The sequence below is a fragment of the Evansella vedderi genome, assembly GCF_030813435.1.
Taxonomy (GTDB): Bacteria; Bacillota; Bacilli; order Bacillales; family Salisediminibacteriaceae; genus Evansella; species Evansella vedderi.
This window is the reverse complement of record NZ_JAUSUG010000011.1, coordinates 127,204-151,482: the sequence shown is the minus strand read 5'-3', so window position 1 is coordinate 151,482 and position 24,279 is coordinate 127,204. Positions and strand designations below refer to the sequence as shown.

26 protein-coding genes and 1 pseudogene are annotated in these 24,279 nt (G+C 35.9%); 24 read left to right on the top strand and 3 right to left on the bottom strand.

Annotated elements, in window-relative coordinates:
* The first annotated feature begins 539 nt into the window (after window positions 1–539).
* The 14 genes and pseudogenes from J2S74_RS14665 (at window position 540) to J2S74_RS14605 (ending at window position 12,781) form a co-directional block, all read left to right on the top strand.
* On the top strand, window positions 540–1,565 hold the full coding sequence (locus J2S74_RS14665) for a helix-turn-helix domain-containing protein (RefSeq protein ID WP_307326654.1): 1,026 nt from the start codon (window positions 540–542) through the stop codon (window positions 1,563–1,565).
* Window positions 1,562–1,906, top strand: coding sequence for a hypothetical protein (locus J2S74_RS14660; RefSeq protein ID WP_307326652.1), 345 nt, complete (start codon window positions 1,562–1,564; stop codon window positions 1,904–1,906). The genes J2S74_RS14665 and J2S74_RS14660 overlap by 4 nt, the downstream gene beginning before the upstream one ends.
* 49 nt (window positions 1,907–1,955) lie before the next feature.
* The gene (locus J2S74_RS14655; RefSeq protein ID WP_307326650.1) at window positions 1,956–2,351 is read left to right on the top strand and encodes a hypothetical protein; all 396 of its coding nucleotides are present in this window, start codon (window positions 1,956–1,958) and stop codon (window positions 2,349–2,351) included.
* Between the two features lie 549 nt (window positions 2,352–2,900).
* On the top strand, window positions 2,901–3,437 hold the full coding sequence (locus J2S74_RS14650) for a hypothetical protein (protein ID WP_307326648.1): 537 nt from the start codon (window positions 2,901–2,903) through the stop codon (window positions 3,435–3,437).
* Window positions 3,438–3,457: 20 nt separating this feature from the next.
* Window positions 3,458–4,138 carry a hypothetical protein gene (locus tag J2S74_RS14645; RefSeq protein WP_307326646.1) on the top strand — a complete coding sequence of 227 codons (681 nt, stop codon included), beginning with the start codon at window positions 3,458–3,460 and terminating at the stop codon, window positions 4,136–4,138.
* Complete coding sequence (locus tag J2S74_RS14640; RefSeq protein WP_307326644.1) at window positions 4,119–4,244, top strand: hypothetical protein; 126 nt, start codon at window positions 4,119–4,121, stop codon at window positions 4,242–4,244. The genes J2S74_RS14645 and J2S74_RS14640 overlap by 20 nt, the downstream gene beginning before the upstream one ends.
* Before the next feature lie 64 nt (window positions 4,245–4,308).
* Window positions 4,309–4,941 carry a hypothetical protein gene (locus J2S74_RS14635; protein ID WP_307326642.1) on the top strand — a complete coding sequence of 211 codons (633 nt, stop codon included), beginning with the start codon at window positions 4,309–4,311 and terminating at the stop codon, window positions 4,939–4,941.
* 150 nt (window positions 4,942–5,091) lie between these two features.
* Window positions 5,092–6,237 carry a hypothetical protein gene (locus tag J2S74_RS14630; protein WP_307326640.1) on the top strand — a complete coding sequence of 382 codons (1,146 nt, stop codon included), beginning with the start codon at window positions 5,092–5,094 and terminating at the stop codon, window positions 6,235–6,237.
* A 242-nt stretch (window positions 6,238–6,479) separates the two neighbouring features.
* A pseudogene (locus J2S74_RS14625) lies at window positions 6,480–8,738 on the top strand (type IA DNA topoisomerase); the annotation flags it as partial.
* A complete protein-coding gene (locus J2S74_RS27435; protein WP_370876015.1) occupies window positions 8,718–9,887 on the top strand; it encodes a DNA translocase FtsK in 1,170 nt (389 codons plus the stop codon). The pseudogene J2S74_RS14625 and the gene J2S74_RS27435, both read left to right, overlap by 21 nt.
* Window positions 9,888–10,049: 162 nt before the next feature.
* Window positions 10,050–10,178: a hypothetical protein gene (locus tag J2S74_RS14620; protein WP_307326636.1), complete on the top strand. Its 129-nt coding sequence runs from the start codon at window positions 10,050–10,052 to the stop codon at window positions 10,176–10,178.
* Window positions 10,179–10,225: 47 nt separating this feature from the next.
* Window positions 10,226–10,561 (top strand): hypothetical protein, encoded by a 336-nt coding sequence (locus tag J2S74_RS14615; RefSeq protein WP_307326634.1) that lies wholly within the window; start codon window positions 10,226–10,228, stop codon window positions 10,559–10,561.
* Window positions 10,554–11,207 (top strand): restriction endonuclease, encoded by a 654-nt coding sequence (locus J2S74_RS14610; RefSeq protein WP_307326632.1) that lies wholly within the window; start codon window positions 10,554–10,556, stop codon window positions 11,205–11,207. The genes J2S74_RS14615 and J2S74_RS14610 overlap by 8 nt, the downstream gene beginning before the upstream one ends.
* A 188-nt stretch (window positions 11,208–11,395) precedes the next feature.
* The gene (locus J2S74_RS14605) at window positions 11,396–12,781 is read left to right on the top strand and encodes a helix-turn-helix domain-containing protein (RefSeq protein ID WP_307326631.1); all 1,386 of its coding nucleotides are present in this window, start codon (window positions 11,396–11,398) and stop codon (window positions 12,779–12,781) included.
* 256 nt (window positions 12,782–13,037) lie between these two features.
* Here the strand turns inward: J2S74_RS14605 and J2S74_RS14600 are convergent, their stop codons facing one another.
* Window positions 13,038–14,306, bottom strand: coding sequence for a sensor histidine kinase (locus J2S74_RS14600; RefSeq protein WP_307326629.1), 1,269 nt, complete (start codon window positions 14,304–14,306; stop codon window positions 13,038–13,040).
* On the bottom strand, window positions 14,299–14,985 hold the full coding sequence (locus tag J2S74_RS14595; RefSeq protein ID WP_307326627.1) for a response regulator transcription factor: 687 nt from the start codon (window positions 14,983–14,985) through the stop codon (window positions 14,299–14,301). Before J2S74_RS14595 ends, J2S74_RS14600 begins: the two co-directional genes overlap by 8 nt.
* Before the next feature lie 198 nt (window positions 14,986–15,183).
* Here J2S74_RS14595 and J2S74_RS14590 point away from each other — a divergent pair, with 198 nt between their 5' ends.
* The 6 genes from J2S74_RS14590 to J2S74_RS14565 all read left to right on the top strand — a co-directional run bounded on the left by J2S74_RS14590 (window position 15,184) and on the right by J2S74_RS14565 (window position 20,720).
* Window positions 15,184–15,570 carry a hypothetical protein gene (locus J2S74_RS14590; protein ID WP_307326626.1) on the top strand — a complete coding sequence of 129 codons (387 nt, stop codon included), beginning with the start codon at window positions 15,184–15,186 and terminating at the stop codon, window positions 15,568–15,570.
* A 31-nt stretch (window positions 15,571–15,601) separates the two neighbouring features.
* The gene (locus J2S74_RS14585) at window positions 15,602–16,540 is read left to right on the top strand and encodes a hypothetical protein (RefSeq protein ID WP_307326624.1); all 939 of its coding nucleotides are present in this window, start codon (window positions 15,602–15,604) and stop codon (window positions 16,538–16,540) included.
* 233 nt (window positions 16,541–16,773) lie between these two features.
* Window positions 16,774–18,351, top strand: a complete 1,578-nt coding sequence (locus J2S74_RS14580; protein ID WP_307326622.1) for a multicopper oxidase family protein — start codon at window positions 16,774–16,776, stop codon at window positions 18,349–18,351.
* A 124-nt stretch (window positions 18,352–18,475) separates the two neighbouring features.
* A complete protein-coding gene (locus J2S74_RS14575; RefSeq protein WP_307326620.1) occupies window positions 18,476–18,721 on the top strand; it encodes a hypothetical protein in 246 nt (81 codons plus the stop codon).
* A 107-nt stretch (window positions 18,722–18,828) separates the two neighbouring features.
* Entirely contained in the window at window positions 18,829–19,242 is a 414-nt protein-coding gene (locus J2S74_RS14570; RefSeq protein ID WP_307326618.1) for a DUF2269 domain-containing protein, read from the top strand.
* 137 nt (window positions 19,243–19,379) lie between these two features.
* Entirely contained in the window at window positions 19,380–20,720 is a 1,341-nt protein-coding gene (locus J2S74_RS14565; RefSeq protein WP_307326616.1) for an ISL3 family transposase, read from the top strand.
* Between the two features lie 34 nt (window positions 20,721–20,754).
* Here the strand turns inward: J2S74_RS14565 and J2S74_RS14560 are convergent, their stop codons facing one another.
* Window positions 20,755–21,687: an HD-GYP domain-containing protein gene (locus J2S74_RS14560; RefSeq protein ID WP_307326615.1), complete on the bottom strand. Its 933-nt coding sequence runs from the start codon at window positions 21,685–21,687 to the stop codon at window positions 20,755–20,757.
* A 328-nt stretch (window positions 21,688–22,015) separates the two neighbouring features.
* On the opposite strand from J2S74_RS14560, the gene hbs reads away from it, so the two are divergent.
* The 4 genes from hbs (at window position 22,016) to J2S74_RS14540 (ending at window position 24,214) form a co-directional block, all read left to right on the top strand.
* Window positions 22,016–22,288 (top strand): non-specific DNA-binding protein Hbs, encoded by a 273-nt coding sequence (gene hbs / locus J2S74_RS14555; RefSeq protein ID WP_307326613.1) that lies wholly within the window; start codon window positions 22,016–22,018, stop codon window positions 22,286–22,288.
* A gap of 108 nt (window positions 22,289–22,396) precedes the next feature.
* Window positions 22,397–22,651 (top strand): hypothetical protein, encoded by a 255-nt coding sequence (locus J2S74_RS14550; protein ID WP_307326611.1) that lies wholly within the window; start codon window positions 22,397–22,399, stop codon window positions 22,649–22,651.
* A gap of 318 nt (window positions 22,652–22,969) precedes the next feature.
* Window positions 22,970–23,764, top strand: coding sequence for a hypothetical protein (locus J2S74_RS14545; protein ID WP_307326609.1), 795 nt, complete (start codon window positions 22,970–22,972; stop codon window positions 23,762–23,764).
* Between the two features lie 42 nt (window positions 23,765–23,806).
* Window positions 23,807–24,214, top strand: a complete 408-nt coding sequence (locus J2S74_RS14540; protein ID WP_307326607.1) for a hypothetical protein — start codon at window positions 23,807–23,809, stop codon at window positions 24,212–24,214.
* The last annotated feature ends 65 nt before the right edge of the window (window positions 24,215–24,279 follow it).

The window sequence follows — 24,279 nt, the reverse complement described above, 5'->3', positions numbered from 1 at the left end:
ATAACACCTCAATCGAACTCCGCGTAAAAATATAAAAAGTTATTAAACACTGTTATATTAGGTTTTTCAGGATTAATTATATCTTTATATTATTCGTTATATTTTTTATTCAGTTATAGTTCAATACTAATATACTACCACTTATACATTATATATCTTCTACTATTTTTTTATGTATAGATTATACTTTTGAATAAAATATTCATTATTTTTTACATTAAACATTATAAAATATATAGTGTTTAGTAATTTACACTATATATTGTTTAGGTTATTAATTTCTGTTATGTTATAGTTTCTTTTATAGTATTTATTATGTCTTAATGTTCATTTTAATGGTATGATATAGGTAATAGATGTTTTTAGAGGTGCGTAGTGAAGAAAATTGACTGGAAGGAGATGTTAGACTCGAAAAAATATTTATATGATCTAACGGACCCGATTTTCTTATGGAAGGTCATTTTTATTGCGTAAAGAAAGACTTAGAGGCTAAGAAGTCATTTATTTTAAAAATCATCCTATAAGGAGTTGGAGTATGTATGGGGGCAAATGAGAAACACTTAACGACAAGTGAAGTTGCTAAAAGGCTGGGTGTAAGTGAACACACCATCTATAATCATGTTAAAAAAGGAGATTTAATTCCTGTTAACAAAGATAATTGGCATTTGGAAGGGGGATTCATTTTTTCTGAAAGTGAAATTGAAAAAGTAAGACATCGTTATATCAAGCCGGATCTCTCCACTCAAGATGTAGCCAATAGGCTGGGTGTATCCATTACAACTGTCCTCCGATATATAAAAGAAGGGCAATTACTTTCGTACCAAAGAATGTATAAAGGGAAAGTGAGGCATTTTGTTAAGAATGATGACCTGCAAAACTTTATCATGCAGCATTACCAGGATAAGAAGAAGAAAAATGTCTTCCACTCTAAAACTTCCCGCTTCTTTTTGTTTCAACCATTTAGACATAAAGATACAAATGAATTAGCTCGTATCATTGAATTTAACGGTTCTTATGACGGTAAAGCTGTGTCTGAAGAAGAGAAACAATTTGATTATTTACTCCGACTTGAAAGAGAAGGATACGAACCAATATTTCAGCTAAAGTATGGTAAACAAAGCACGAAAAGAGGGTATGCCAAATTTGAATTTCCTTTTCCAAAGCAAATTAAGTCAACTGTCTACAAAGTAATTGAAATGGTGTACAAGGTAGCGGGACCACAAAACATGAAGCTTGAAACTACAGAGAATACGATACGACTCCAAGTTAAACCAACGCTATTTCCATTAGATAAAACAGAAAATATAGATGAAATTGATTTATTAAAAAACCATATTACTGAAGGGAAAGTATTAGTCCGTCCTAATGGTGTATTAGTGGAAAGTGATTTAGAATCCATCCATGCTTATGTGCCATCTGCTTTAAAAGAAGAAGTGAAAAAGTTAGCTGAAGCGGAAGAGAAAACAATCGAGGATATCGTAACCGAGTTTATAGAAGAGGGGATTAAAAATCGGTTTGCACCTTCTGATGGATCAGATTTAGAGGGGGAGGTTGAGAATGAATGAACAATAAACTAAATGATATTCATTTAGATGCATTATATGTTGGTTTTGAAAAAGAGCATAAAGAGATTGTGGAGTTAACAAATACAACAGTACGAATCTATAGGAACACCAAAATATGTAATATTGCTTGTATGTTTGTACTAGTAATCTCATTGTTAAGTTTGCTGTATGTCCCATTCCCGTACGCTTTATTAGGAATACTTTTTAGTTTTACTGCCACTGCAACCTCTTTCTACTTTAGTTTTAAGTTTAAAACAAACGCTGAGTATTGGGTTAACGAATACAACAAGCGTTGGCATCATTGGATTCGGATCAAAACTGGTGTAAATCCCGGTAATTAGAATCAAAGTAAGTTTACAACAAGTTATAAATAGGAGGGCTGAGTTGATAATGTTTAAAAAAAGTAGGCCAGCAGATAGTGTAGGAAAAAATATTAACGTAGGAAATATTACTGGGATGTATGGAAATGAGCGCAGAAATACTATTAATACGAATAACAATTTATTTAACCTTCAAAATCAAACTCCGCAGAGTGCTTTGTATAATAAAGCGAGTATCTTAGCTTTTGTTATTGGAATCGTATCTTTGCTAGTCGGTTTTATTCCGTTAATAGGGTGGTTTTTTGCACCGTTGTGGCCAGTGGGGATCATATTAGGTGTTATTGGTTTAAAGGGGCATTTTCGGAAGTTAGCTATATGGGGCATAATCCTAGTTGCTCTGACTGTAGGATTAAAACTCATCTTTTGGTTATTCGTCGGTAGTATCGGTCTATCAGTGTTTTACTAAATATAAGTTCTACGCAATAAGAAAGGGGATAATCATTATGAAATTTAATTATTAAGCAGTTAAGACGAGGTTGAAAAGACATTATCGACTAAGAACGACTTAACAAATAAAGATGAATATGAATTTGCTCAAAAATTAACAGCAATTACTGATAAACAGAAACTTGTTGAATTTATCGCAGAAAAATATTGGTTGGTTACAAAGAGTTGTCATCCTACCTCAAATGAAAATGACGAACTTTACGATTGGATGTCTGTTAAAGAATTTCTAGTCGATAGGGAGCGAATGATTCTCAAATATAACTATACTCATGATGATGGACGTTTATGGAATCCTCGCGGAATATGATGTTTCTTTAACACAGCACGAAACTGAAATGCACTTAATAGAAGTGCACCTGAAAAATGTTACTCAACAAAAGAGCTTACAGTTCCCCTTGCGATATTGGAATGTAATAAATACCCTTTGAAAATTAGCGCTCCCTTTTTGATGGTGCTACCATATAAAATATAAACACCAAAAACATTCCATCAAAAGGAGAGGGTTTAATTGAACACTGATTTTATGTACCAAGAAAATATGGGGAAAGGATTTCAAGAGATGAACCAGGAGGAACTTCAAAAAACATTATCATCCTTTGATGATGTGAAAACGTGGGGGTTTCTAGGTGATCCGCATGGACCTTCACCCATTGATAGCTTTTATATTGTTCCAAAGAAGCCTATTAAACGTCCAAAAAATTGTGATTTAACTCAAGGTGTCGATTACAAACAACTTTCTTGTGTAGTAACCTCTAAAAACCGTTCTTTTTACTGCTGCGAATACCTATACTCATATGACGAATTTCAGAAAACAAGTTATAGAGGAACATTTAGATTAGAGATCAACAAGGCGAACAAACAAATATTGGAGTGGATTGTTTCTAATCGTTCCCTATTACTAATGAATAAATCCCCGAAAAAATCATGGGTAATAGATATGGAAGCATTATATGAGTTCTTTTCTAAAACTCCTAGCTTTCAGTTACCGCTACATGATATTTCTGGACTAGCATTAAATGATGATTATCTAGACTTAATCAACTAGTAATAAGGAGCTGGATGGGTATGCCACCATACAAGTCATTCATTTATATACCGCTTTGGGTTGTCATATTTGTTGGTATAGCATATTTCGCTGGATATGGTTTCTACAGTATAGTCAACTTTGTGGGGTGGTCCATTAGTGGACAACCCTTAGCTGTCTTAAGCTACGGTTTGTTACTTAATGCAATGTTTATTCCTGTAATCTATTTTGGTGATAAGTGTCTTTTAAAAAAGGATATGGAAGCGTTAATACCCATCAATCCTAAGACCGATCTCACAAAGAGGGATAAAAAGCTACTTGTTAAAATGCTGTACACTAAATACGTGTATATCGGCAAAAGATTAAAAAGGGTAAAAGAAATTCGCCATAAAAGTTCTGAGGAATTTGAGATTGTTTTAAAATCAAATACCTTAGAAGTCATGGAGCATTTAGTTCAAAGGGTTATTTCTGACCAAGAGTTAACAAACGAACACATTAAAATTATTAACCTATTATTTAATAAGAAGTTCAACATTGGCTTAGAAGTTATTAAGTTATCCACTCTCAATGAGTGGTATGAAAAAAAACCGAAATATAAGATTGAAATGATTAAAGAATTAATAGGAAACGGGTATTGGCTCTTAGATGGATATGGATATATTAAAGTGTTACGCGCAGAACAAACTGATGGGAGAAATTACTATGACCAGAACAGTCATTAAAACATTAGAGAGCGGCCAAACAGTAGAGGATTTTTTCTTATTATCTTCATGTCAACTAAACAAACAAGTGATGATTCTTCTTTTACAGTTCCAATCCGTCCATTAGGAAATCGACGATTTATTTATAATTAGAACATTACTATAATATTTGCAAGGAGATAGATGTAAAAATGGATGGAATAAATCATACTTTTGAATCCTTAATTGCTAACAATTACTTAGTTGAAGATATCGTCACATCTAATCACAAATATATTTTTATCCTTGAATCCCCTCACAAAGATGAATTGATTCATGGGTTCCCTGTGTCCGGTTCAGCAGGGAAAGGAATGACTAGAATAATTTTAGACTACCAGCTATCTGAAGCATTAGGTATTTTAATAGGGAACCAACGATTTTACGATCATCAATTAGTCCTAAGCAGAATTGGGTTAATGAATGTTTGTCAAATCCCGCTACAAGCCAGTGCATATAGTATAGAACACCAGGAACAGTACAAAGAGTTTTTGGAAATACTTGAAGGTCTGAGAATCAATTATATGCAATTCAAACATCGTTCCGAAGCTTGGAACATGACAAGGGCTATAATAACTAATAAATTAAAAGAACGACTTGAGCGACTTACAGAACAATCCTGCACAATAATACCATGTGGTCGCTTTGCTGATCAATATTTAAAAGATACAAATATTAGTTCTCCTGCTTGGGAAGTCATCGAGGACATCCCTCACCCTGCAAGAAACCAATGGAGTAATGGAAGTATCAAAGATAGAATTGAGAATATTTTAAACACACCTTCCTAAAGTAGATGAAAAAACTCTCTTATCCGTTACCAATGGCAAAAGAGAGTTTTTTACTTAAATAACATAAATAAAAGTTGCTTTTAGCAACTCGAAAAGATACAATTGAATTACAACAGGTTGCTAAAAGCAACTTTTCGAGGAGGAGATTACATGGTTGATGAAATGAGCTTTTTATTTCGAAGTGATGGTGATAGTGAGGTTAAACATGACAAACAACCTGAAAAACCACCTTATTCAATTGCAAGGGACTTAGCAGAATGTTTAGCTGCTTATAAACATTTCATCACCTTTGAGATCGAAGATTATGAGTTTGCTTTCCAATTAGACCAAACTGTGATGGAAGTAGAACGAGAAGGGGTTGATGCAATACTACCTCTTATTGAATTCATGAAAAGTAAATGGTATATAGAGGAAGATAACTACATAGAAAGATGGTGGAGGTTCCTTGTTCCTAGGTTGAAAAAATTAAGGGATTTACCGAAAGATTTTGTTAAAATACAAATACTTTTCGGACTTTATCGTCATTATTCTAGTGAGTTTTTGCGTATTCAGAAGCCGATTGGTTCAAGTGAATTTGCTGATATTGTAGGTTGGAAAGGAAATAAGTTTAGAGCATATGCTAAAAAGAAGGGTGTTCTCCCAAAGCCATATGCTAAACTAAAATCAACCCCTCTATGGAACGTTGGACAAGCCGAATCTTTCAAAAGGGTATTATTACACAGGGAATTAACAGGAGGAAAGAGAAGGGACTGGAATACACAGCATCTAGGTAAATTTGCTGACAGGAACGTTAAACTTGAAAAAAGGGAAGATGGTCTATATTACTTTTGTGCTCCTAATAGCGGGGAATCTGTTCCATCGTTTTTTGAAGGTGTCCTATTTGAAAGTTTCCCTATAGATGAAGTCAAAAAAATGGGAGACCTTCTTTTTCAAATGTCAAATGAACCGATCATCTTAGAAGCGATGGGATGTAGCTTCATAAAAAACGGAGATCTCGTTTTAGCGAAAAAATATTTTGAGAAAGCTTTGAGCATATATAGCAAAGCAATTCCAGAAGACTTTACAGGGCATTTTGATAGCATTGATAGTTATATCGGAACATTAGTACAACTTGCTTACTTATATGTAAAAGAAGATAGGGTAGAAAAAGCAAAAAGTTTATTGCAGTTGGCGATTGAACGAACTAATATAAATGATCAGTCCGATGAACAATTTGATATCATAATTAGAGATGGACTTAGTGTACTAAGGAATAGTCCTGAAAAATTTACAAAATGGTTTGAGGAAAATCAATAATCAGATGATTTTATCGAGATTTTGAAGTATAATTAAGTTAACAAAATATTTAAGAGGGAAGCACCCTTTTACCAGTAACGCATTGCGTCGCGTCGTTGGTAGAAGTGTGCTTTTTTTGTGCCGATTAAAGGAGGTCAAATTTATGAATACAATTTATGAGTTTAAAAGAAGTCAAAGTTTAGTCCTGTTATTTGAAGTAAGATGAAGCAATTATTTTTTAAATTGAAGAGGAGGTTTTAATAGTGTTTGTGGTAATTGCTGAGAAACCGGATCAAGCAAATAAATTATCTGCCCCCTATAAATCCAAAAGGAATGATGGTTACATTGAAATTCTCCCTAATAATATGTTTCCGGCTGGAGGGTACATCACCTGGGCGGTAGGTCATTTATTTCAACTCGCTGATCCAATGGAATACAATGAATCCTATAAGAAATGGTCCCTTGAGCATTTGCCGATTATACCTGAAACATTTAAACACACCTTATCTAAAGGTAAGGGTAAGCAGTTTAACATTATAAAAAAACTTTTAAAAGATCCTAAAGTGAATGAAATTATTATAGGAACCGACGCTGGTCGTGAAGGTGAAGGTATAGCCCGTACTATTATTAAAATGGCAGGTATTAAAAAACCCATGAAAAGATTGTGGGTGCAATCCCTAACAAAACCATCAGTAGAAAAGGCATTTCGTAATTTATTACCCGCTTCTAATTATGATGGTTTGTATTATGAAAGCATGAGTAGAGCCTATAGTGATTGGTTAGTAGGGATTAACACTTCGAGAGCCTACAGTATCCTTTGGCAGCGGAATGGTTATAAAGATACATTCAGCGTGGGGAGGGTGCAAACCTGTGTTTTAGCCATGATTGATAAACGGGATAAAGAGATTGAAAATTTCAAGCCCGAACCATTTTGGGAAGTATATGCTGACTTTGATATCAATAACAAGAAGTATAGAGGTAGGTTCTTTGTAGATGATGTAACACGATTGACGAAAAAAGAAGAAGCGGTAGCTTTATCGGAGTATTGCCAATCGAAACACGCGCATGTGGAAGAAGTAAAAACAGAGAGAAAGGAGTATCATCCACCGAAGTTTTACAACCTTTCTTCTCTACAATCAACAGCAAATAAACGCTATAAATACTCACCTGAGCATGTATTAAAGATATGCCAGGAATTATATATGAAAGAACATATCAGTTATCCACGTACAGACTCTGAATATGTAACAGAAGGGGAAGCGGGAACCTTTCCCGATGTTTTGGATTTACTAGGAAAACAAGAGCCGTATCAGTCGTTGATTCCTACACCTATAAGCAATATTTCAAACAACAAAAGATACACAGACTCTAAAAAGGTTTCAGACCACTATGCTCTAATTCCAACGGAAAACGTTCCAAACCTAAATGATCTAACCCATGAAGAAAGAAATATTTATGATTTAATCGCAAAATCATTGATTGCAGCTCATTACGACAAGGCTGTCTTTGATTACACAACAATCGTAACGTTATCTGATGATAAATTCGGTTTTGAAACAAAAGGTAAAGTTATGATTCAAGAGGGATGGAGAAAAGTTGTTTTTCCAAATGGCCAATCAGAAGAACCGTCCGAAGAAGAGAATACTTTGCTTCCTGACGTTAGGGAAGGCGAAGAAGGAACAACAGCTGATACAGAGATAAAAGAAGGGGAAACTACACCGCCTTCAAGATACACGCAAGGGGATCTTATAACCTTAATGAAAACAGCTGGTAAATCAGTTGATGACAAAGAGTTAGAAAAGGTTATGGTACAAACAGAAGGATTGGGTACTGAGGCTACTAGAGCGTCCATCATTGCTCGTTTAAAAGATATGAAATACATATCAGTCAAAAAGAACAAAGTCTTTGTCACAGATAAAGGAAGAATGCTTATTCATGCATTGGGAGAGTCAGTGTTAGTTAACCCCGCCTTAACAGCTAAATGGGAAAAGCGATTGAGTGAAATCGGAAAAGGTCAAGCTAATCATAGTGCCTTTGTAGAGCAAAGTAAAAAACTTGCCCAAAAGCTAGTTGAGGAAGCTTTAAATAACGAGCATTTGATGAAAGACATGGGGACAGGACATGAAAATAAAACACAGAAGTCAACTAAAGGTTCCAAAAAGATTCAAGCACAAACGAAACCAGATAATCCCTCTCCACAGAAAGATGTTGAAAAAGAAGTGGTTGAGGAAAGAACTCAAGAACAATCAGTTAAACTGAAAAGTTTTGGACCGTGCAAAAAATGTAATGAAAACGTAGTAGACAAAGGGAGGTTTTATGGTTGTAGCGGTTATTCCAAAACAGGTTGTAATTTTACGTTCCCTAAAGCAATTAGAGGTGTTGCTATATCTGAAGAGAACGTCAAGCTGTACCTTAAAAAAGGGGAAACAAACCTGATAAAGGATATTCCGAAGAAGGAAGAGGGAACATTCGATGCAGTTTTAGTTTGGAATGGCGAGAAGATGGATTTCAGATTCCCAAACAAGAATGTTTTGCATCTCCCATTAAACTTATTGAAGGCTGGACCCAAAGACATGGTTTATACAGAGGATGTTAAACAAGCAATCCAAAGCATTGAAGATGAAACAGCAGCTCTAAAGAAACCTGCTAAAGTTGTGAATGTCATTAGAGGGCCACGAGTTACAAGGTATGAACTACGTCCGAAAGCAGGAGTAAATATAACTGGATACAAACGCTTTAAAGAGAATATACAAGCTGCTTTAAAGGCAACGAGTATCACATTGCTAATTCCTGTGCCTGGAAAAAACGTTATCGGGATAGAAGTTCCTAATAAAAAACCTAATATCGTTTATCTGCGGAGTATGTTGGAGAGTCCTGAGTACCTAGCGAATAAAAAACCATTATCCTTTCCTATTGGAGTGAATGTTGAAGGGGAACCAATTATCGCAAATCTTGCTGAAATGCCACACTTACTTGTAGCAGGTCAAACCGGGAGTGGAAAAAGTGTTCTCATAAACAGTTTGATTTGCTCCATGCTATACTCTTTGCCGCCTGAAGATTTAAAGATGATGTTCATTGATCCTAAGCAAGTTGAGTTATCGGTATATGAGGATATCCCACATAATATCGGACCAATTGTGAAAGATCCTGCTCACGCCGAAAAAGCCTTAAGAAGATTAGTCGATGAAATGATGCGACGTTATCACATCTTCGAGAAACATGGTGTAAGGAACTTAGAGGCCTATAAGGAGAAGGTAGCAAACGATCCTGAAACTGAACACCTCCCATTTCTAGTCGTCGTAATTGACGAATTAGCCGATTTAATGATGACTACAGACGTACAAGTAGAAGAGCATATTACAAGACTAACACAACTCTCTAGGGCTTCAGGAATCCATTTGATCATTGCAACCCAACGCCCAAATAAAAAGGTATTGTCAACGAATATAAAGGCAAATTTACCTTGTCGTATTGCTTTTTCGGTTTCATCTAATGCTGATTCAATGACAATTCTTGATGAAGCTGGAGCTGAAGATTTATTAGGGAGAGGGGATCTCTTATATCAACCAACAGATACACCAAAAGTTAGACTTCAATCAGCTTTCGTGAATGATCAGGAAATCGAAAAAGTGGTTCAATATCTATCAAGAAAGTACGAAGAAGCAAATTAAAAAAGCCCCCTTCATTTTTTGCGAGTCAATGTAAAACATTGCATACTAAATGTAAGCAAAAAAAAGTGAGGGGGGTTTATTGGATTTAGATAAGCTAAATATTCAAAATGAAACAGCACTTGATGAGTTCATTCTATTAAGAAAGAAATAGGCGAAGGTAGTTTGTCTGAAGAGCAAAACCAAAGGTATATTGATTTACGAGAGAATTATTTTTTATCTTTACGAACAAAATTGTTTGAATTGGGAGAAGAAAAGTATCTTGATGAAAATACATTTAGTTACGAGATGTAATAATTCATCATTCATTATTAAACTTATAAAAGAAAGGGGAATGTTCTATGGGAATTGATTTCAGTAAATACCCTAAAGCTCAAGAGTTAATCCAGGAATGTGAAATGGAAGATAAAAAGGATCAGATTATATGGTTGCAAACATCTCGTGAGGAGGCAGCTGTCCTATTAGCAGAAATGCACCAAATGATAAAAGCGGGAATGTCAACAAATATCGGCCTCCGTAAACGTTCTAAGATTGCTGCCAACTTTTATTACAAGGGAGCTGCTCCAAAAGTTCATGTATTTGCACGCGAACAAGCGAGATTGGAATTAGGATTATCTAATAAGGAAGTTGGAGAATTATTTGCTCATTGTGGTTTTGGTGGTATGGGGTATGTTTAATCCATTTAAACTTTTCTTATGGTGGGTAGCCTTCGTTCTTGTCTTTGGGACTATCCTGAGCTTTCCCCCAGTTCAACACCAAATGCTTAGATTCGATGCTTTTCTAACACAACGAAATGTAGATACCTTCTTCGCAGATTGGTGGATGCTTATTCCACTACTTATTGTGTCTATAATTATTATCACTAAGATCATACCAACAATAAAGAAGAAACAGCACTTCAAAAGAGCAAATATGACTGTCATTGACCAAATGGATGGATTCGAGTTTGAAGAATATCTTGCATATATGTTTACAAAACTAGGTTACAAAGCCAAAAAAACAAGAAATACAGGAGATTACGGAGCGGATGTTGTTCTAAAGAAAGATGGTATAAAAACTGTTGTTCAAGCTAAAAGGTATAAAAACAAAGTTGGGATAGATGCTGTACAACAGATTGTCGGTTCCAAAAGCTATTATAAGGCAGATAAAGCGATGGTTGTTACGAACTCAACATTAACTGGCCCAGCCTATAAATTAGCAAAGGTAAATGGTGTTGAAGTGTGGGATAGAGAAAAACTAATTTATGAGCTCTCAAAGTTTAACACCCATCTTCCTAAAAAGAAGGCCGAAGTTCAAGATAATGTTATTCAATTCCAAAGGTAAAAAGACGAGTCTGTTTAGAAATTCTAAATAGGCTCTTTTTTTGTTAATAAGCCATTTGTCCTACCAATTTATACAATTAAATATTATAATGAAGAAAATACAGTGTATGCTTATTATTAAATATTAGGGTATATTAGGACTTAGGATATATTTAAATTCTTATTTATGTTTATGGGAGTTGCACTTTTATGGAAACTGAGAAACATTATAGTGAACATGACACTGAATTTTTTGAATTTAGTTCAAAAAAAATAGGTGAGAACATTAGGGCTATAAGAAAAAGAAAAGGAATGACTTTAAGGGAGCTTGCTGAAGGCTTATTTTCTTTGGGTAAACTTAGTAATATTGAAAATGGGACCCTCAAAAGAATATACAAAAAAGATATTGAGCTTATAGCAAAACGTTTAGATGTTCCAATTATAGAAATTATTGATGAAGAATTATACGCAAAATTTAAAACATACATAAAAAAGATTAAAAATTTAATTTCGTTAGGCGATTTACGTATCGCAAAAAAACGATTAGTCGCATTTAGGAAACAAATAGAAAAACATAATTTAGAAGAATTTTTGGCTGATTACTATTTTGCAATCGGTCATTTAAACATGAAAAGAAAAAATTACAATTTTGCCATTACATATTTTACTTATTTAATAAATATAAGTGAAGCTTCAGATCATGAAGTTGACCTAAAAATTAGGGCTTACAATGCCCTCTCATATATTCATTATGATAAAGGAGGTATTTCGAAAGCGATAGGTTGTGCTAATGAAGCATTGTATTTTGTTCATAATAACCCGAACGCATCAATTTATAATAAATTAAATGTTAATTTTAACCTTTGTATTTATTTAACGAGTGTGGCTCACTTAGACGCTGCTATCCAATACGGAAATAATTCCCTTAAATATACTGAAGGTGGATTAAAATATGTCACTCAACTTATGTTAGCTTTAATTCAAATTTCTAATGGGGAACCAGAAGAGGCCTATACCAACCTTGAAGAGTGTCATAATTATTTCGAAAGAGAAGATGTTATTAAAAACCTAATGCTTACAATTCAATGTAAATATTATTTATTCAAGGTGTATCCAAATAAATATGATAAAGAATTAGAAGCAATGGAGGACTCTCTCCCTCACGAAGCATTGCGTGAGGACTGTCCAGAACACTTATTTCCAATGTACCTCAACCTTTGCCATACCTTTATTCATTTTGCTTTAAAAGAAAAAAGGTATTCCGATGTAGAAGAACAACTAAAGATATGTTTGGATTCTGTGGAGAGATTTCCAAAGGAAAGATTAAATTTTAAAACGTACCATTTATACGCCACATTTGTACGGGAGAATAAAGGAAATAAAATGTTAGAAAAATTTTTTTTAGAGAAGGCTTTGACTTTTCTTGAAAACGAAAGTAGTATACCAAAAGCTCTAATCCTGCATGAACTAGGGGAATTGGAAGAGACTTCTCCATCCTCTTATAAAAAAGCTAGTGATATCTTTTACGGGGCGTATCAACATACATTTTCTATGTTAGCACCATTAAGATCAATGTTACCAGAACCGAGATATTAAAAAAGAGCTCACTTATTAGTGAACTCTTTCGAATTTAAGGGTATTCGGATTATCGTGTGGAAAAAATTAAATTTAACTGTAACTTGGAAAATCATAAGTCGGATTAAAGTGTGGAAGATGGAAAGGCGAACATTTTGGTAATTCAGTTCTTTTAGGCTGCTGAAATAGCGCAGGGGAGGCGATTAGCCTCCCTTTCTTTTGTTTTTTTGATAAAACGCACATTGCTCATAAGTATATCTGCTGTTAACCCAAAGTTTTACTGCTGTGACGCAAGGGGAAGTTCAATATAAAATGTAGTATTTTCTTTTATAACACTATTGGCGTAGATTCTACCTTTGTGTTGATCAATGATTGCTTTGGCTATAGCTAAACCAAGGCCGTATCCTCCATATTTACGTGCACGAGATTTATCTATACGGTAAAACCTGTTAAAGATCCTTTCTAGATGGTCTGCTGAAATGCCTTCACCAGTATTGGAAACCGTTAAAACAATGTATTTATGATGCTTTTTTTTAAGCGAAATGTTTACTGAACCGTTTTCATTTGTATATTTTAAGGCATTATCCAGAAGTATCATCACAACCTGTTTGATTTGCTCACTATTGCCGCGCGTCACTAGGTTAGGCTCTATTTCATAATCAAGTGAAATATTCTTCTCAAAAATTACACCTTCCATTGTCAATATAACACTTTCCACTGCTTCACTCAGATTAAACTTTGTAAAAGTCGTGATGATATCAGAATAATCTATTTGTGTTAGATATAAAAGATCATTTGTCAGCTTCGTCATTCTTTCAGTTTCAGATTTTATATAGTGAAGCCATTTTGACTGATGGTTTATTGTGTCTTCTCCATTGGAAAAAAGGACATCCACATTTGTGTCTATAATGGATAGCGGTGTTTTAAGCTCGTGTGAGGCATCAGCAATAAACTGTTTCTGTTTGTCAAAAGCCTCCTTTACCGGATGAATGGCTCTATTTGCAAAGAATTTGCTTATAAAGAAAATGATAATAAACATGACCAGTGCAACAACTAAAAATGTATACACTAAATTCGTCATAATGGCTTGTTGAGATGTTATATCAAGAAATACTATCATGTATCCTTCAGAAACAGGCTGCACCACAAAGGCCCAATCGTTTCCATTTAACTTGAATTTTCCTGTATCCTTGTTTTGAATTAATGCTTCTTTTTTTGCCCTTTCATAAAACTCACGATCCATATCGAATATAGATGCTACATTTGTAATGTTCCATTGTTTATCGGTTATGACAGAAAATGAAACAGAATGCTGGGGTGGATGCGTCGCATGATCTGCCTGTTCATCGGCAAATTCCGATCTTGTATGGCCGTGAGTTCCATTGTGATTGCGGAGGTGGTCCGAAATTCTATTCAGTTCCATATCTATATCGCTATGCATGTTTTCATATGTGATGAAGTAAATGGATGCAAAGGAAATGAGCATCACAACTGAAATGATTACCATATTTAGAATAAGAAATCTATTTCTAAGTTTTTTAAACACTACGCGACTTCACCTCCAGCATATACCCAATTCCTCTAATGGTTGCTATGACCACGGATGAATTGAGAAAAGCCAATTTCTTTCTTAAAAAGGAAATGTACACCTCAACATTATTATACTCAGCCTCAGAATCGAACCCCCAGAGCTTTTCAATGACCATTTCTTTAGATGTAACAGCTTTGTTCCTTAATATGAGCAGCTCCAATAATTCGCTTTCTTTTAATGTAAGTTTTAAATCCTTATCATTTTTCGATAACTTAAGATTTGCTGTATTTAATTCGATATCTCCAAACGTTAATGAATGATCCTGGTACAGCTCGCCTTTACGCCTTGTTGCCGATCGTATTCTTGCTAGCAACTCTTCTGTTGAAAAGGGTTTGGCTAAATAGTCATCAGCCCCGCTGTCCAGCCCTGTAACCTTGTCAGATATTTTCCCCTTGGCTGTCAGTAGAATAACGGGTGTAGGGATTTCTTCTTTTCTTATATTTTTCAATACCATGATACCGTCCATTTCAGGCAACATAATATCCAATATGATGAGATCGTATATACCGCATAAAGCGTGATCTAGTCCCGATCTTCCATCATGAACAGCATCAACGGAATAATGATTTTTCCTTAATATTTGTGTTAAAGCTTCTGCAAGACGGAGTTCATCTTCTACAATTAATATTCTCATATTGGACTACAATCCTTTCAATGCATTTAAGTGCTTAGGGAGGCCTTTTTATGCCAATTATAGCACGCAAATCTTTAATGAATCTTAAATCAATCTCGTTAAATTTATATTGAGCATTTCAGATTCATTTAAGGTTTCATGTATAAAATGAAAAGCGTGAAAGGAAGTCAACAAATAAAGGAGGTTAACGATAATAGCATGAGCAAATTACCAGACTCTAATAGAAACACAAGTGACTCTCCTAGAACATCACAATGGGAGAAGATGTTTAAGACCTTTGGAATCGTCATAGTCTTTCTGTTTGTTGGATCACTCCTCTTTATGCTTCTCTTCAGCGGGGGTGAGCAGAATAATGGCGGGCATGGCGGTGGTCATGGCAACGGTGGTAATGAGCATGACCATGGTAATGGTGATCATGGTAACCGCAGTCATGAGAGTAACCACGGTAGTGGAGGGCATGGTAACGATTCTGATGAACGAGGCCACGGTGGCGACCATGGTAACGGTAGTCGTGAGCATAACCATGGCGATGGTGATCATGGCACTCGTAGTGGTGAAAGGGACCACGGTGATGAAGGCCACTAAGAGTCATGAAAATAAAAAGGAGGATATCTAAATGAAACAAATGATAAGAAAATTGTTTTTACAACGAGCGCTAGAGGACACAGCCCCCAACATTCGCGAACCCTCCGAAACAAAGCGATGGGAAAAGATATTTGGAATCTGGACCATCGGAATCGTCATGGCTCTACTGTTTATCGGATCGTTGATATCCAAATTGCTCTTCGGGGGAGTTGAGCAGGGCCATGTCGGTCATGGTGGTGGGCAGTCATTTTTCCTCACAGGATCTACCTTGCTTGCCTTGACCAGTGGCTTCCTCGTGATGCTTTCTGCTTGGGCAGGCTTGCGTCGTAACCGGATATTCCTGTTCCGGCATGTGACGTCTGCGACGACCATGTGGATCCTCGTAGTCCTATACCTCAACGCCTTCGGCGGTTTTGAATACAACATCCACAGCTGGAATCGCGCATTTGCCAACGTTTCCGTTGTTTTGTACGCGGTGACGCTCGCAATCGGTCCCCTCGCCCGCCTTTGGCGGCCAGCCAGTCAAGCGTTGGCATGGCGTAGGGAGACGGGAATATGGGCCACCATCGCGGCTGTCGTACACGTAGGGATATTCTGGGAAGGAGCGTATGGTTGGGCAGGTTGGCGTGGCTTCTTCTACCCCGGGCGTGGCGAAGCTGACATGCTGATCGGAGGGGGAGCTTTCAACCTTGCGAACGTCGTCGGTCTGGTCGCACTCGTCTATGCCATCATCTTGGCGATTACCTCCAATGATGCCAGCCAGCGCTGGCTCAAAAGCGGCTGGTCATGGATACAGAAAAGATCGACCACAATGTGGTTCTTAGTTCTTCTGCACACGTGGCTCTTTGCGTACTACATCGAGGGATTGGCACTCACGATCAACACACTCTGGATCAGCTTTTGGACGGTACTTCTTCTACAGACGGCGGCGTTTATAAAGACCGTCTGGTTCAGAGGGCGAAAACGTTGAAAGGTTGAGTGAGATATAGACAGATTACAGCATGGAATGGATCGGTTTCACTCGCGAAGCGACCTGAAACAAAGATTGACTGTTTATTCTTCGGTTCAGGAATAGTAAACAAATTCAGTATAAGCCTTTCTCTACAGTGTTAAATATTGTTCACACTTTCTTTATAAATTTGAGTTATGATAAATATGTTCATTAAGACACACAGCAATATAGGGTGGAGAGGAGAAAAATAAATGAAGTTGATTCTAAAACCTATGATATTGTTGACTGTATTTATAATTATATTAGCCGGTTGCAGTACTTCAACGATGGATCATTCAGATATGGATCACTCACAAATGGATCATACTAATGAAGTTGAGGAACAAAACGAAACGCAACAAGTAGAAAGATCAGACGGTAAAGTTGTCGTTAATTTAGAAGCAAAAAAAACACATTGGATGTTTAACAATGACATAATAGAGGATATATGGACCTATAACGGGAGTTTACCTGGACAAGAAATTCGTGTTCAAGAAGGGGACCATGTGGTTATTAATTTAACGAACTCTCTTGATGTTCCAACCGCATTACATCCACACGGAGTCCCTGTTCCAAACGAAATGGATGGTGTGCCGGGAGTGACTCAAAATGCGATTATGCCAGGTGAAACATTCACCTATGAATTTGTGGCGGATACTCCAGGGACTTATTGGTATCATTCTCATCAAGATGGGGCCAATCAATTAGGTATGGGGTTATACGGTGCTCTCGTTATTGAACCGAAAGATCAGCCAGATTATGATTTGGACAAAGTGATCATGATTGATGAATGGTCATCAATGGGTATGGAAAATATGGACCACAGAGATATGGATCATGGAGACCATAGTAACATGGATCACGGAGATCATAGCAACAGGGGCGACGATTCCAATGACCCATCTCATGCTGAAATGATGAATATGATGTATGATACATTAATTGTTAACGGAAAAACATCACCTGCTATTGAAGCCATTGAGGTAACTGAAGATGATACGATTAAACTTCGTTTTGTCAATACAGGGCTGTTCACACAAGTGATCAATATTCCAGGCCATGAATTTAAAGTGACGCATTACGATGGGCAACAAGTTAACGAGCCTGAGCTTATTTCTGATACGGCGATTCGAATTGCTCCTGCTGAACGTTATGATGTTGAAATTCAAATGGATCAACCGGGGGCATGGGGAATTGAGGTCTATGCTGAAGAAAATGAGAATTTACGTGGGCTTATTCCGTTAGTATATACGGGTTTTGCAGATGATGAATTGGAAACAGCAGGCTCAATTCAAACCTTTTTAGAAATTACGGACTACGGCTCTGCAATGGATTTTAATTTAGGAGAGATTACAAAGGAATTCGATATGATTCTCAGTTCGAATGACGGTGGCGAGACATTTAAGATCAATGATAAGCAAATGACGACCAAAGACTTTGAATCACATGAAGACCATGAAATATATGAAGTAGAAGAAGGCGATGTTGTAAAAGTCAACATTGTTAATGATACGGATGTTGATCATCCAATGCATCTTCACGGACATTTCTTCTATGTTATATCACGAAACGGAGAACATGTGACGGGTTCCCCGATTAAAAAAGAAACATTAAACGTCAGGCCAAATGAATCATATGAGATTGTTTTTGTTGCGGATAATCCGGGCAATTGGATGTTCCACTGCCATGAATTGCATCATGCTAGCGGCGGAATGGTATCTGAAGTCAGATATTACGGTTATACTCCAGCCTTTACGCCAGACCCAAACGTCCCGAACAAACCAGAGTAATGGAACAGATCGATATAGAACCTAACTTTTATATTGTTTATTTATAATGGATTAGCAAAAATGCTAATAAACAATGCTATAATGAATTTTTTCGCTCAGAACTATAAGAAAGAGGGGGATATTAATGAGTAAATTACCCAACTCCAACAGTGAAGCTGAAGATCAACCACCAAGCACACCACGTTGGGTGAAGGTGTGTGGTATCATCGCTATCGTTCTGGTCTTGGTGTTTATCATCAAAATGTTCATAAACGGTGGTGAACATGGTCCTGCTCGCCATATGCAAGGTGGAGAACCTATTAAACAGGAGGAACCAAGGGATCACGTAAAGACCGACGGTGAACATAATTCGCCTGGAGGTAGTCACTAATGGTTATGACACCTCGCCTCCGAAAGTTCGCGCTCATAGTTCATATCACTACTTCGGTCGGATGGATCGGTGCGGTTATTGCTTACCTAGCTCTCGTTGCCACCACTATGACTAGCCAAGATGATCAGATGGTACGAGGTGCCTATCTAGCAATGGAACCAATTACATGGTTTGCACTCGTCCCATTGTCTCTTACCTCGCTCCTAACCGGACTTGTTATGGCACTAGGTACTCCGTGGGGCTTGTTTCGACATTACTGGGTTATAGCGAAACTACTACTAACTGTTCTTGCCACATTAGTGTTGCTGTCGTACACACAGACCGTAAACTTCCTAGCAAATGCAGCCGCAGACCCTAATACCGATCTTAGTAGTCTAAGTAGCGGGAGCGGACTTCTCCACGCCGGTGGAGGATTAGTGGTATTGCTACTGATTATGACCCTATCGGTTTACAAACCTCAGGGAATAACACGTTATGGATGGCGTAAGCAACAGGAGAAGCGCAAAACACCTCTCCCATAGAACACGAGACTTTTTGTGAGTAAAATAAACTATTTTATTTGGAAAGCAGCCGCATTTAAAGTAGAATGCGGCTATTTCGGTTAAATAGGGTTATCCCTTCACAAAACAATGAACATGTACCAGAAAGGAACAAGATAATGCCAATCAATATGCTAAATCTACCTAGCCTTAATATTCTCGATATGGTAGAAGATGAGTATGATTATCGATTTCTTGTGGAGACAATCTCTCCTCTCCCCTCTCATTGTCCCAAATGTGGTACTGTACCTAACTTGTATAAACACGGTAAGAAGGAACAACTATTCTTTGACTTGCCAATGCATGCTAAACGTGTAGGGATATTGATCAAACGTCAACGTTATAAGTGTCGTGAATGTAACGAAACGTTCTTTGAAGTCTTGACTGATATGGATAAAAGTCGCTCAGTTACTAAACGTTTGATTAAATGGATTGAGCAAGCCAGTCTCAAAAAGCCTTTTACAAACGTTGCAGAAGATATCGGTGTCAATGAAAAAACAGTTCGTAACATCTTTCAAGATTATGTAGCCCGCCTAGAACAAAAGCAAGACATCAAAGCACCTAAATGGCTTGGAATCGATGAAGTCCATCTTCTTCGAAACTACCGATGTGTTATTACCGATGTTGAAAACAAGACCATCATTGATCTGCTTCGAAACCGAAACCAAGATACGGTTATTCGTTATCTTTCACAGCTTCCTAACCGTAATCGGATTAAGTATGTGGCAATGGATATGTGGAACCCATATAGAAGGGCTGTTCATACAGTGATTCCAGATGCCACAATCGTTATTGATAAATTCCATGTCGTTAAAATGGCGAATGAGGCTCTTGAAAAGATACGAAAAGCGAACCGTGAGAACATTACTGCTAAAGAACGTAAGCAACTTAAAAAGGATCGCTATGTGCTCCTTACACGTAAAAGTGAACTCAATGACTTTGACGATCAGCTAAAGTTACAGATATGGACTGACAACTTCCCTCTTCTTGGTAAAGGGTATGAGTTGAAAGAGAAGTTTTTTGACATTTATGATGCCAAATCTATAGATGAAGCCTACCAACTCTATCAATCTTGGTTTACTGAGATACCCAAGGAATTAATGCCATACTTTGAAACACTCATTAAGTCAATGACCAATTGGGAAGAAGAGATATTCAACTACTTCAACTTATCTATCACAAACGCCTATACAGAATCTCTTAACCGCCTTATTAAGACAATGAATCATGTTGGCCGTGGCTACTCATTTGAAGCTCTCAGGGCTAAAATGCTCTTTACTCAAGGTTATCGTAAGACTAAGAAGAAAAAGAAGTTTAAAGAAGTATCTACTACATTCGATAAAATGTACGATTTGCAAAACATACAGCTTAAACCTCCTACCTTGAAATGGGTCTATGAGGAAGTTTATGGAGCTGACATTTCCACACTGACTAAGGTAATGGAAGAGGGTTCATTTTAACCCTCTTTCCACACTATTTTCCGATTACCCGAATTTAATTAGCAACTTTAAAGACTTTCTCTGGAGGGATAATTTCGTTTTGAGTTTCCATACTTTTTATAAATGCATCAACAACTTTTGGATCAAATTGAGTTCCTGAATTATTTCTAATAATTTCAAGTGCTTGTGAGTGAGTAAAAGCTGCGCGATATGATCGATCGGTAGTCATGGCATCATAAGCGTCTGCAACTGCTACAATTCTTGCGCCTATCGGGATATCTTCCCCTTCTAACCGAGATGGATAACCTCTGCCATCGATTCTTTCGTGGTGATGCCGAACTATAAGGCAAACCCCTCGTTTATTCAATTCCTCAATATCACGCACAATTTTATATCCTACTTCAGGGTGTTCTTTTATTTTTTCGAATTCCTCTTTTGTTAGATTACTCTCTTTATTTAAAATGGATTCCGGTGTTGCTATCTTTCCTATATCATGCAATAAACCCGCAATATAAATATTTCTAGATTCTTCATCGTTAAGGTCCAATTTCTTAGCCACTGCATAAGAATATCTCGCAACATTGCTCGAATGACTTCCAGTGTATTTATCTTTGGCGTCTACAGCTCTAGATAAAGATATAACAGTATTTAAATACAAACTGTTTAAAGACTGAGTTATCTCTTGGATTTCTTTTGATTTTTCTTCGATTATTTTTTCTTTATTTTTGATTGTTTCATTGATCGATTGAGATAATTCGCTTATTTCACATTGGCCTTCAAACTCTTGAATTACTTCATTATCACTAGAAGCCACTAAATTCACTTGTGAAGTTAGTTCTTTAAGGGAACGACTAAAATGATCCGTAAACTTTATTGCGACCAAAAGAATGAGCAATAAACCGATTATAGAGTATATTAGAGGTTCATCAATGATGCCTTTTATATTGAGTTCGTTCAATATGACAGATTTAAAAAGAATGGCTAACATAAAAAGCGAGAGAAAAGCTATTAACTTCTGTTTAAAAGACCTCAAAGTAATCACTCCTTAAACTATAAAAACCACATTCTTAAATAGGACATAGATTAGTCCCTGTAAAAGAATGTGGTGCTTCCACTTAATAGTTATTTATTTATTTACATAAATAATAACATTTTTTTTATGTTTAGATAAACAAATTTATAATTTTTAGAAAAACCGTTCGACAATATTCGCTAAATCACTCCAAGATTTTCGTTTAGTAGAAAAATATTGTATGCTAAATATAACCACCAGAAAATTGTGGTTCAAATTTACATAGTTTAAAGGAGAGGTTTTCATGAACAAGACAGAACTTATTGCAGCTGTATCAGAAAAAGGGGATTTAACAAAAAAGGACGCAACATCAGCTGTAGATGCGGTATTTGGAACAATTACAGAGTCCCTTAAAAAAGGAGAGCCAGTACAAATTATCGGATTCGGAAACTTTGAGGTTCGCGAACGATCTGCGAGAAAAGGGCGTAATCCCCAAACAGGTAAAGAGATTGAAATCGCAGCATCTAAAGTACCTGCATTTAAAGCGGGAAAAAGATTAAAAGAAGTATGTAATTAAATATTGTAGAAAAAGCTTAGTGTTATCGTAAAAGATAGCATTAAGTTTTTTATTATAACAATGTTACACTAACAATTAATAAATATTAAGATAGAAAGGATGTTGTATATGACTTTAGTGAATATTAGTAGAAAACGACGTAAAGAACTTGCTTTTGAGTTAGTTGAAAAAATCAAAAGAGGTGAAAGTGTAGAGCTAAGTGATCTAACTTTAGTTGTGTCAGAATTACTCAATAAATATCACAACCAAAAATGTGATGAACCCGGTAATGTATGGATTTCTCAAGAAGAGATTGAAATTCTTTATAAATTATTAGGCTTTTTACAAGAAGGTATTAAGGAAATCGAAAAAATAGATGATTAAACCTTAAATACTATTTTAAAACCATAGAGAATAATAGATAACAACTATAAAAAAGATGAGTAGGGGCAGCTTTTCATCGTAAAGCTGTCTTTTTTACGTTTCATATATTTGCGTGAAATTGTAATTTAACGAACATTTAACAAAAGCATATGGTATAATAAAAAGAGTATCGCGCGGATAATCAATGGCTCCACGAGATACTCCCTTGCGTTGAACATAACGCGTCGCTGATCTAAGGCGCAACGAGTTATAGTTATATACTATATAATTAGTAATTATATTATGCACCATTTATTAAACCATGTAAAGAGGGATTTTATGGCCGACTTATCTATCTTTTTTGATGAAAGTGGTAAAAACCAAGACAAGCCACATTTAATGGGAGCTCTTTCTATTCCTAATAATATTTATTCTTTACCAACATTTGAAGAATTAAAACCCGTAATTTCTGAAAAAGAAATTCACTGGAAGAATTACGATGGTGACAGCAAAGAAAGAAAAATTATCACTAAAATAATTAAAACAATGTTAGATCATTATCAATTCGTTAAAATGAATGTCATTTATTATGATCAATCCATTATCGAAGAAAAATCGAAAAATTTCAAAGATGTAGATGAAAATCTTTGTGATTCAACCATCTACATGAAGTTACCAGAACGTATTGTCTACGGATTAATAAGGAATTATGGAAGATTAAGTAATATAAATGCTCAAATTATCATTGAAGAAGCAACTGAATACAAAAAAGTTAATGTTAAATTAAAAGAGCAACTCCCCAAACAGTTAAATATACAGGCTATTTATCGTGGGGAAAACTTTAAAATAACCCATAGCAGATATGCTTCTAAAGGAATAGAAGTTGGCTTAGAATCAACAGATATTCTTTTAGGTATTATTAGAACCATTGTTACAAATCCCTCTTTTACAAGCAGAAAGAAAAAATCTCAAATTAGATTAATAATGAATTTGTTAAAGGATGAAAGGTTTTTCGCTTTTATGAAACAGATAAAATATTATGAATGGTCAAATTCACATCAGTTAACGGAAATCAGCTTTAATAATTATTTGCAGCTATTTATGAGTAATAATTATTCTTTATATATGGAATAAAATGAGGTATTAAATGCGCCCTTTTATCTAGGAGGTTGTAACATGGATGTAATTTCACTAATTAACAACAATAAAATTACATACCAGGATGGAGAATATATTTACTTTCTATTGGATGGAGAAGAAGTCGTGTATGTCGGTAAAACAATCAAACCTTTTCCTCCTATACCCAATCATAGAGATAAGATATTTACGGATGTTTCGATTTTACCGATAGATTCTTTTGACTTTGAAGGAACAGCTGATGTTCTGTTGATTGACCTGCTAATTAAATTATTACCTAAGTACAATACAACGTTGCCGACAAACGAAAGATATATGACAAAAGGTATTATAAAGAAGAGGTTCGATGTTAATGGTTACGAATTGAATAGACTTATTAAGAAAAACGGAGCAAAAACGATTTTTCATGATTTTTATGATATAAAAGATATTTTCCTATATGAATAGCAGATATATTCGAACTATTGTTCGTTAAAATTGTATTTCACGCAAAATAACAATATTTGACACAG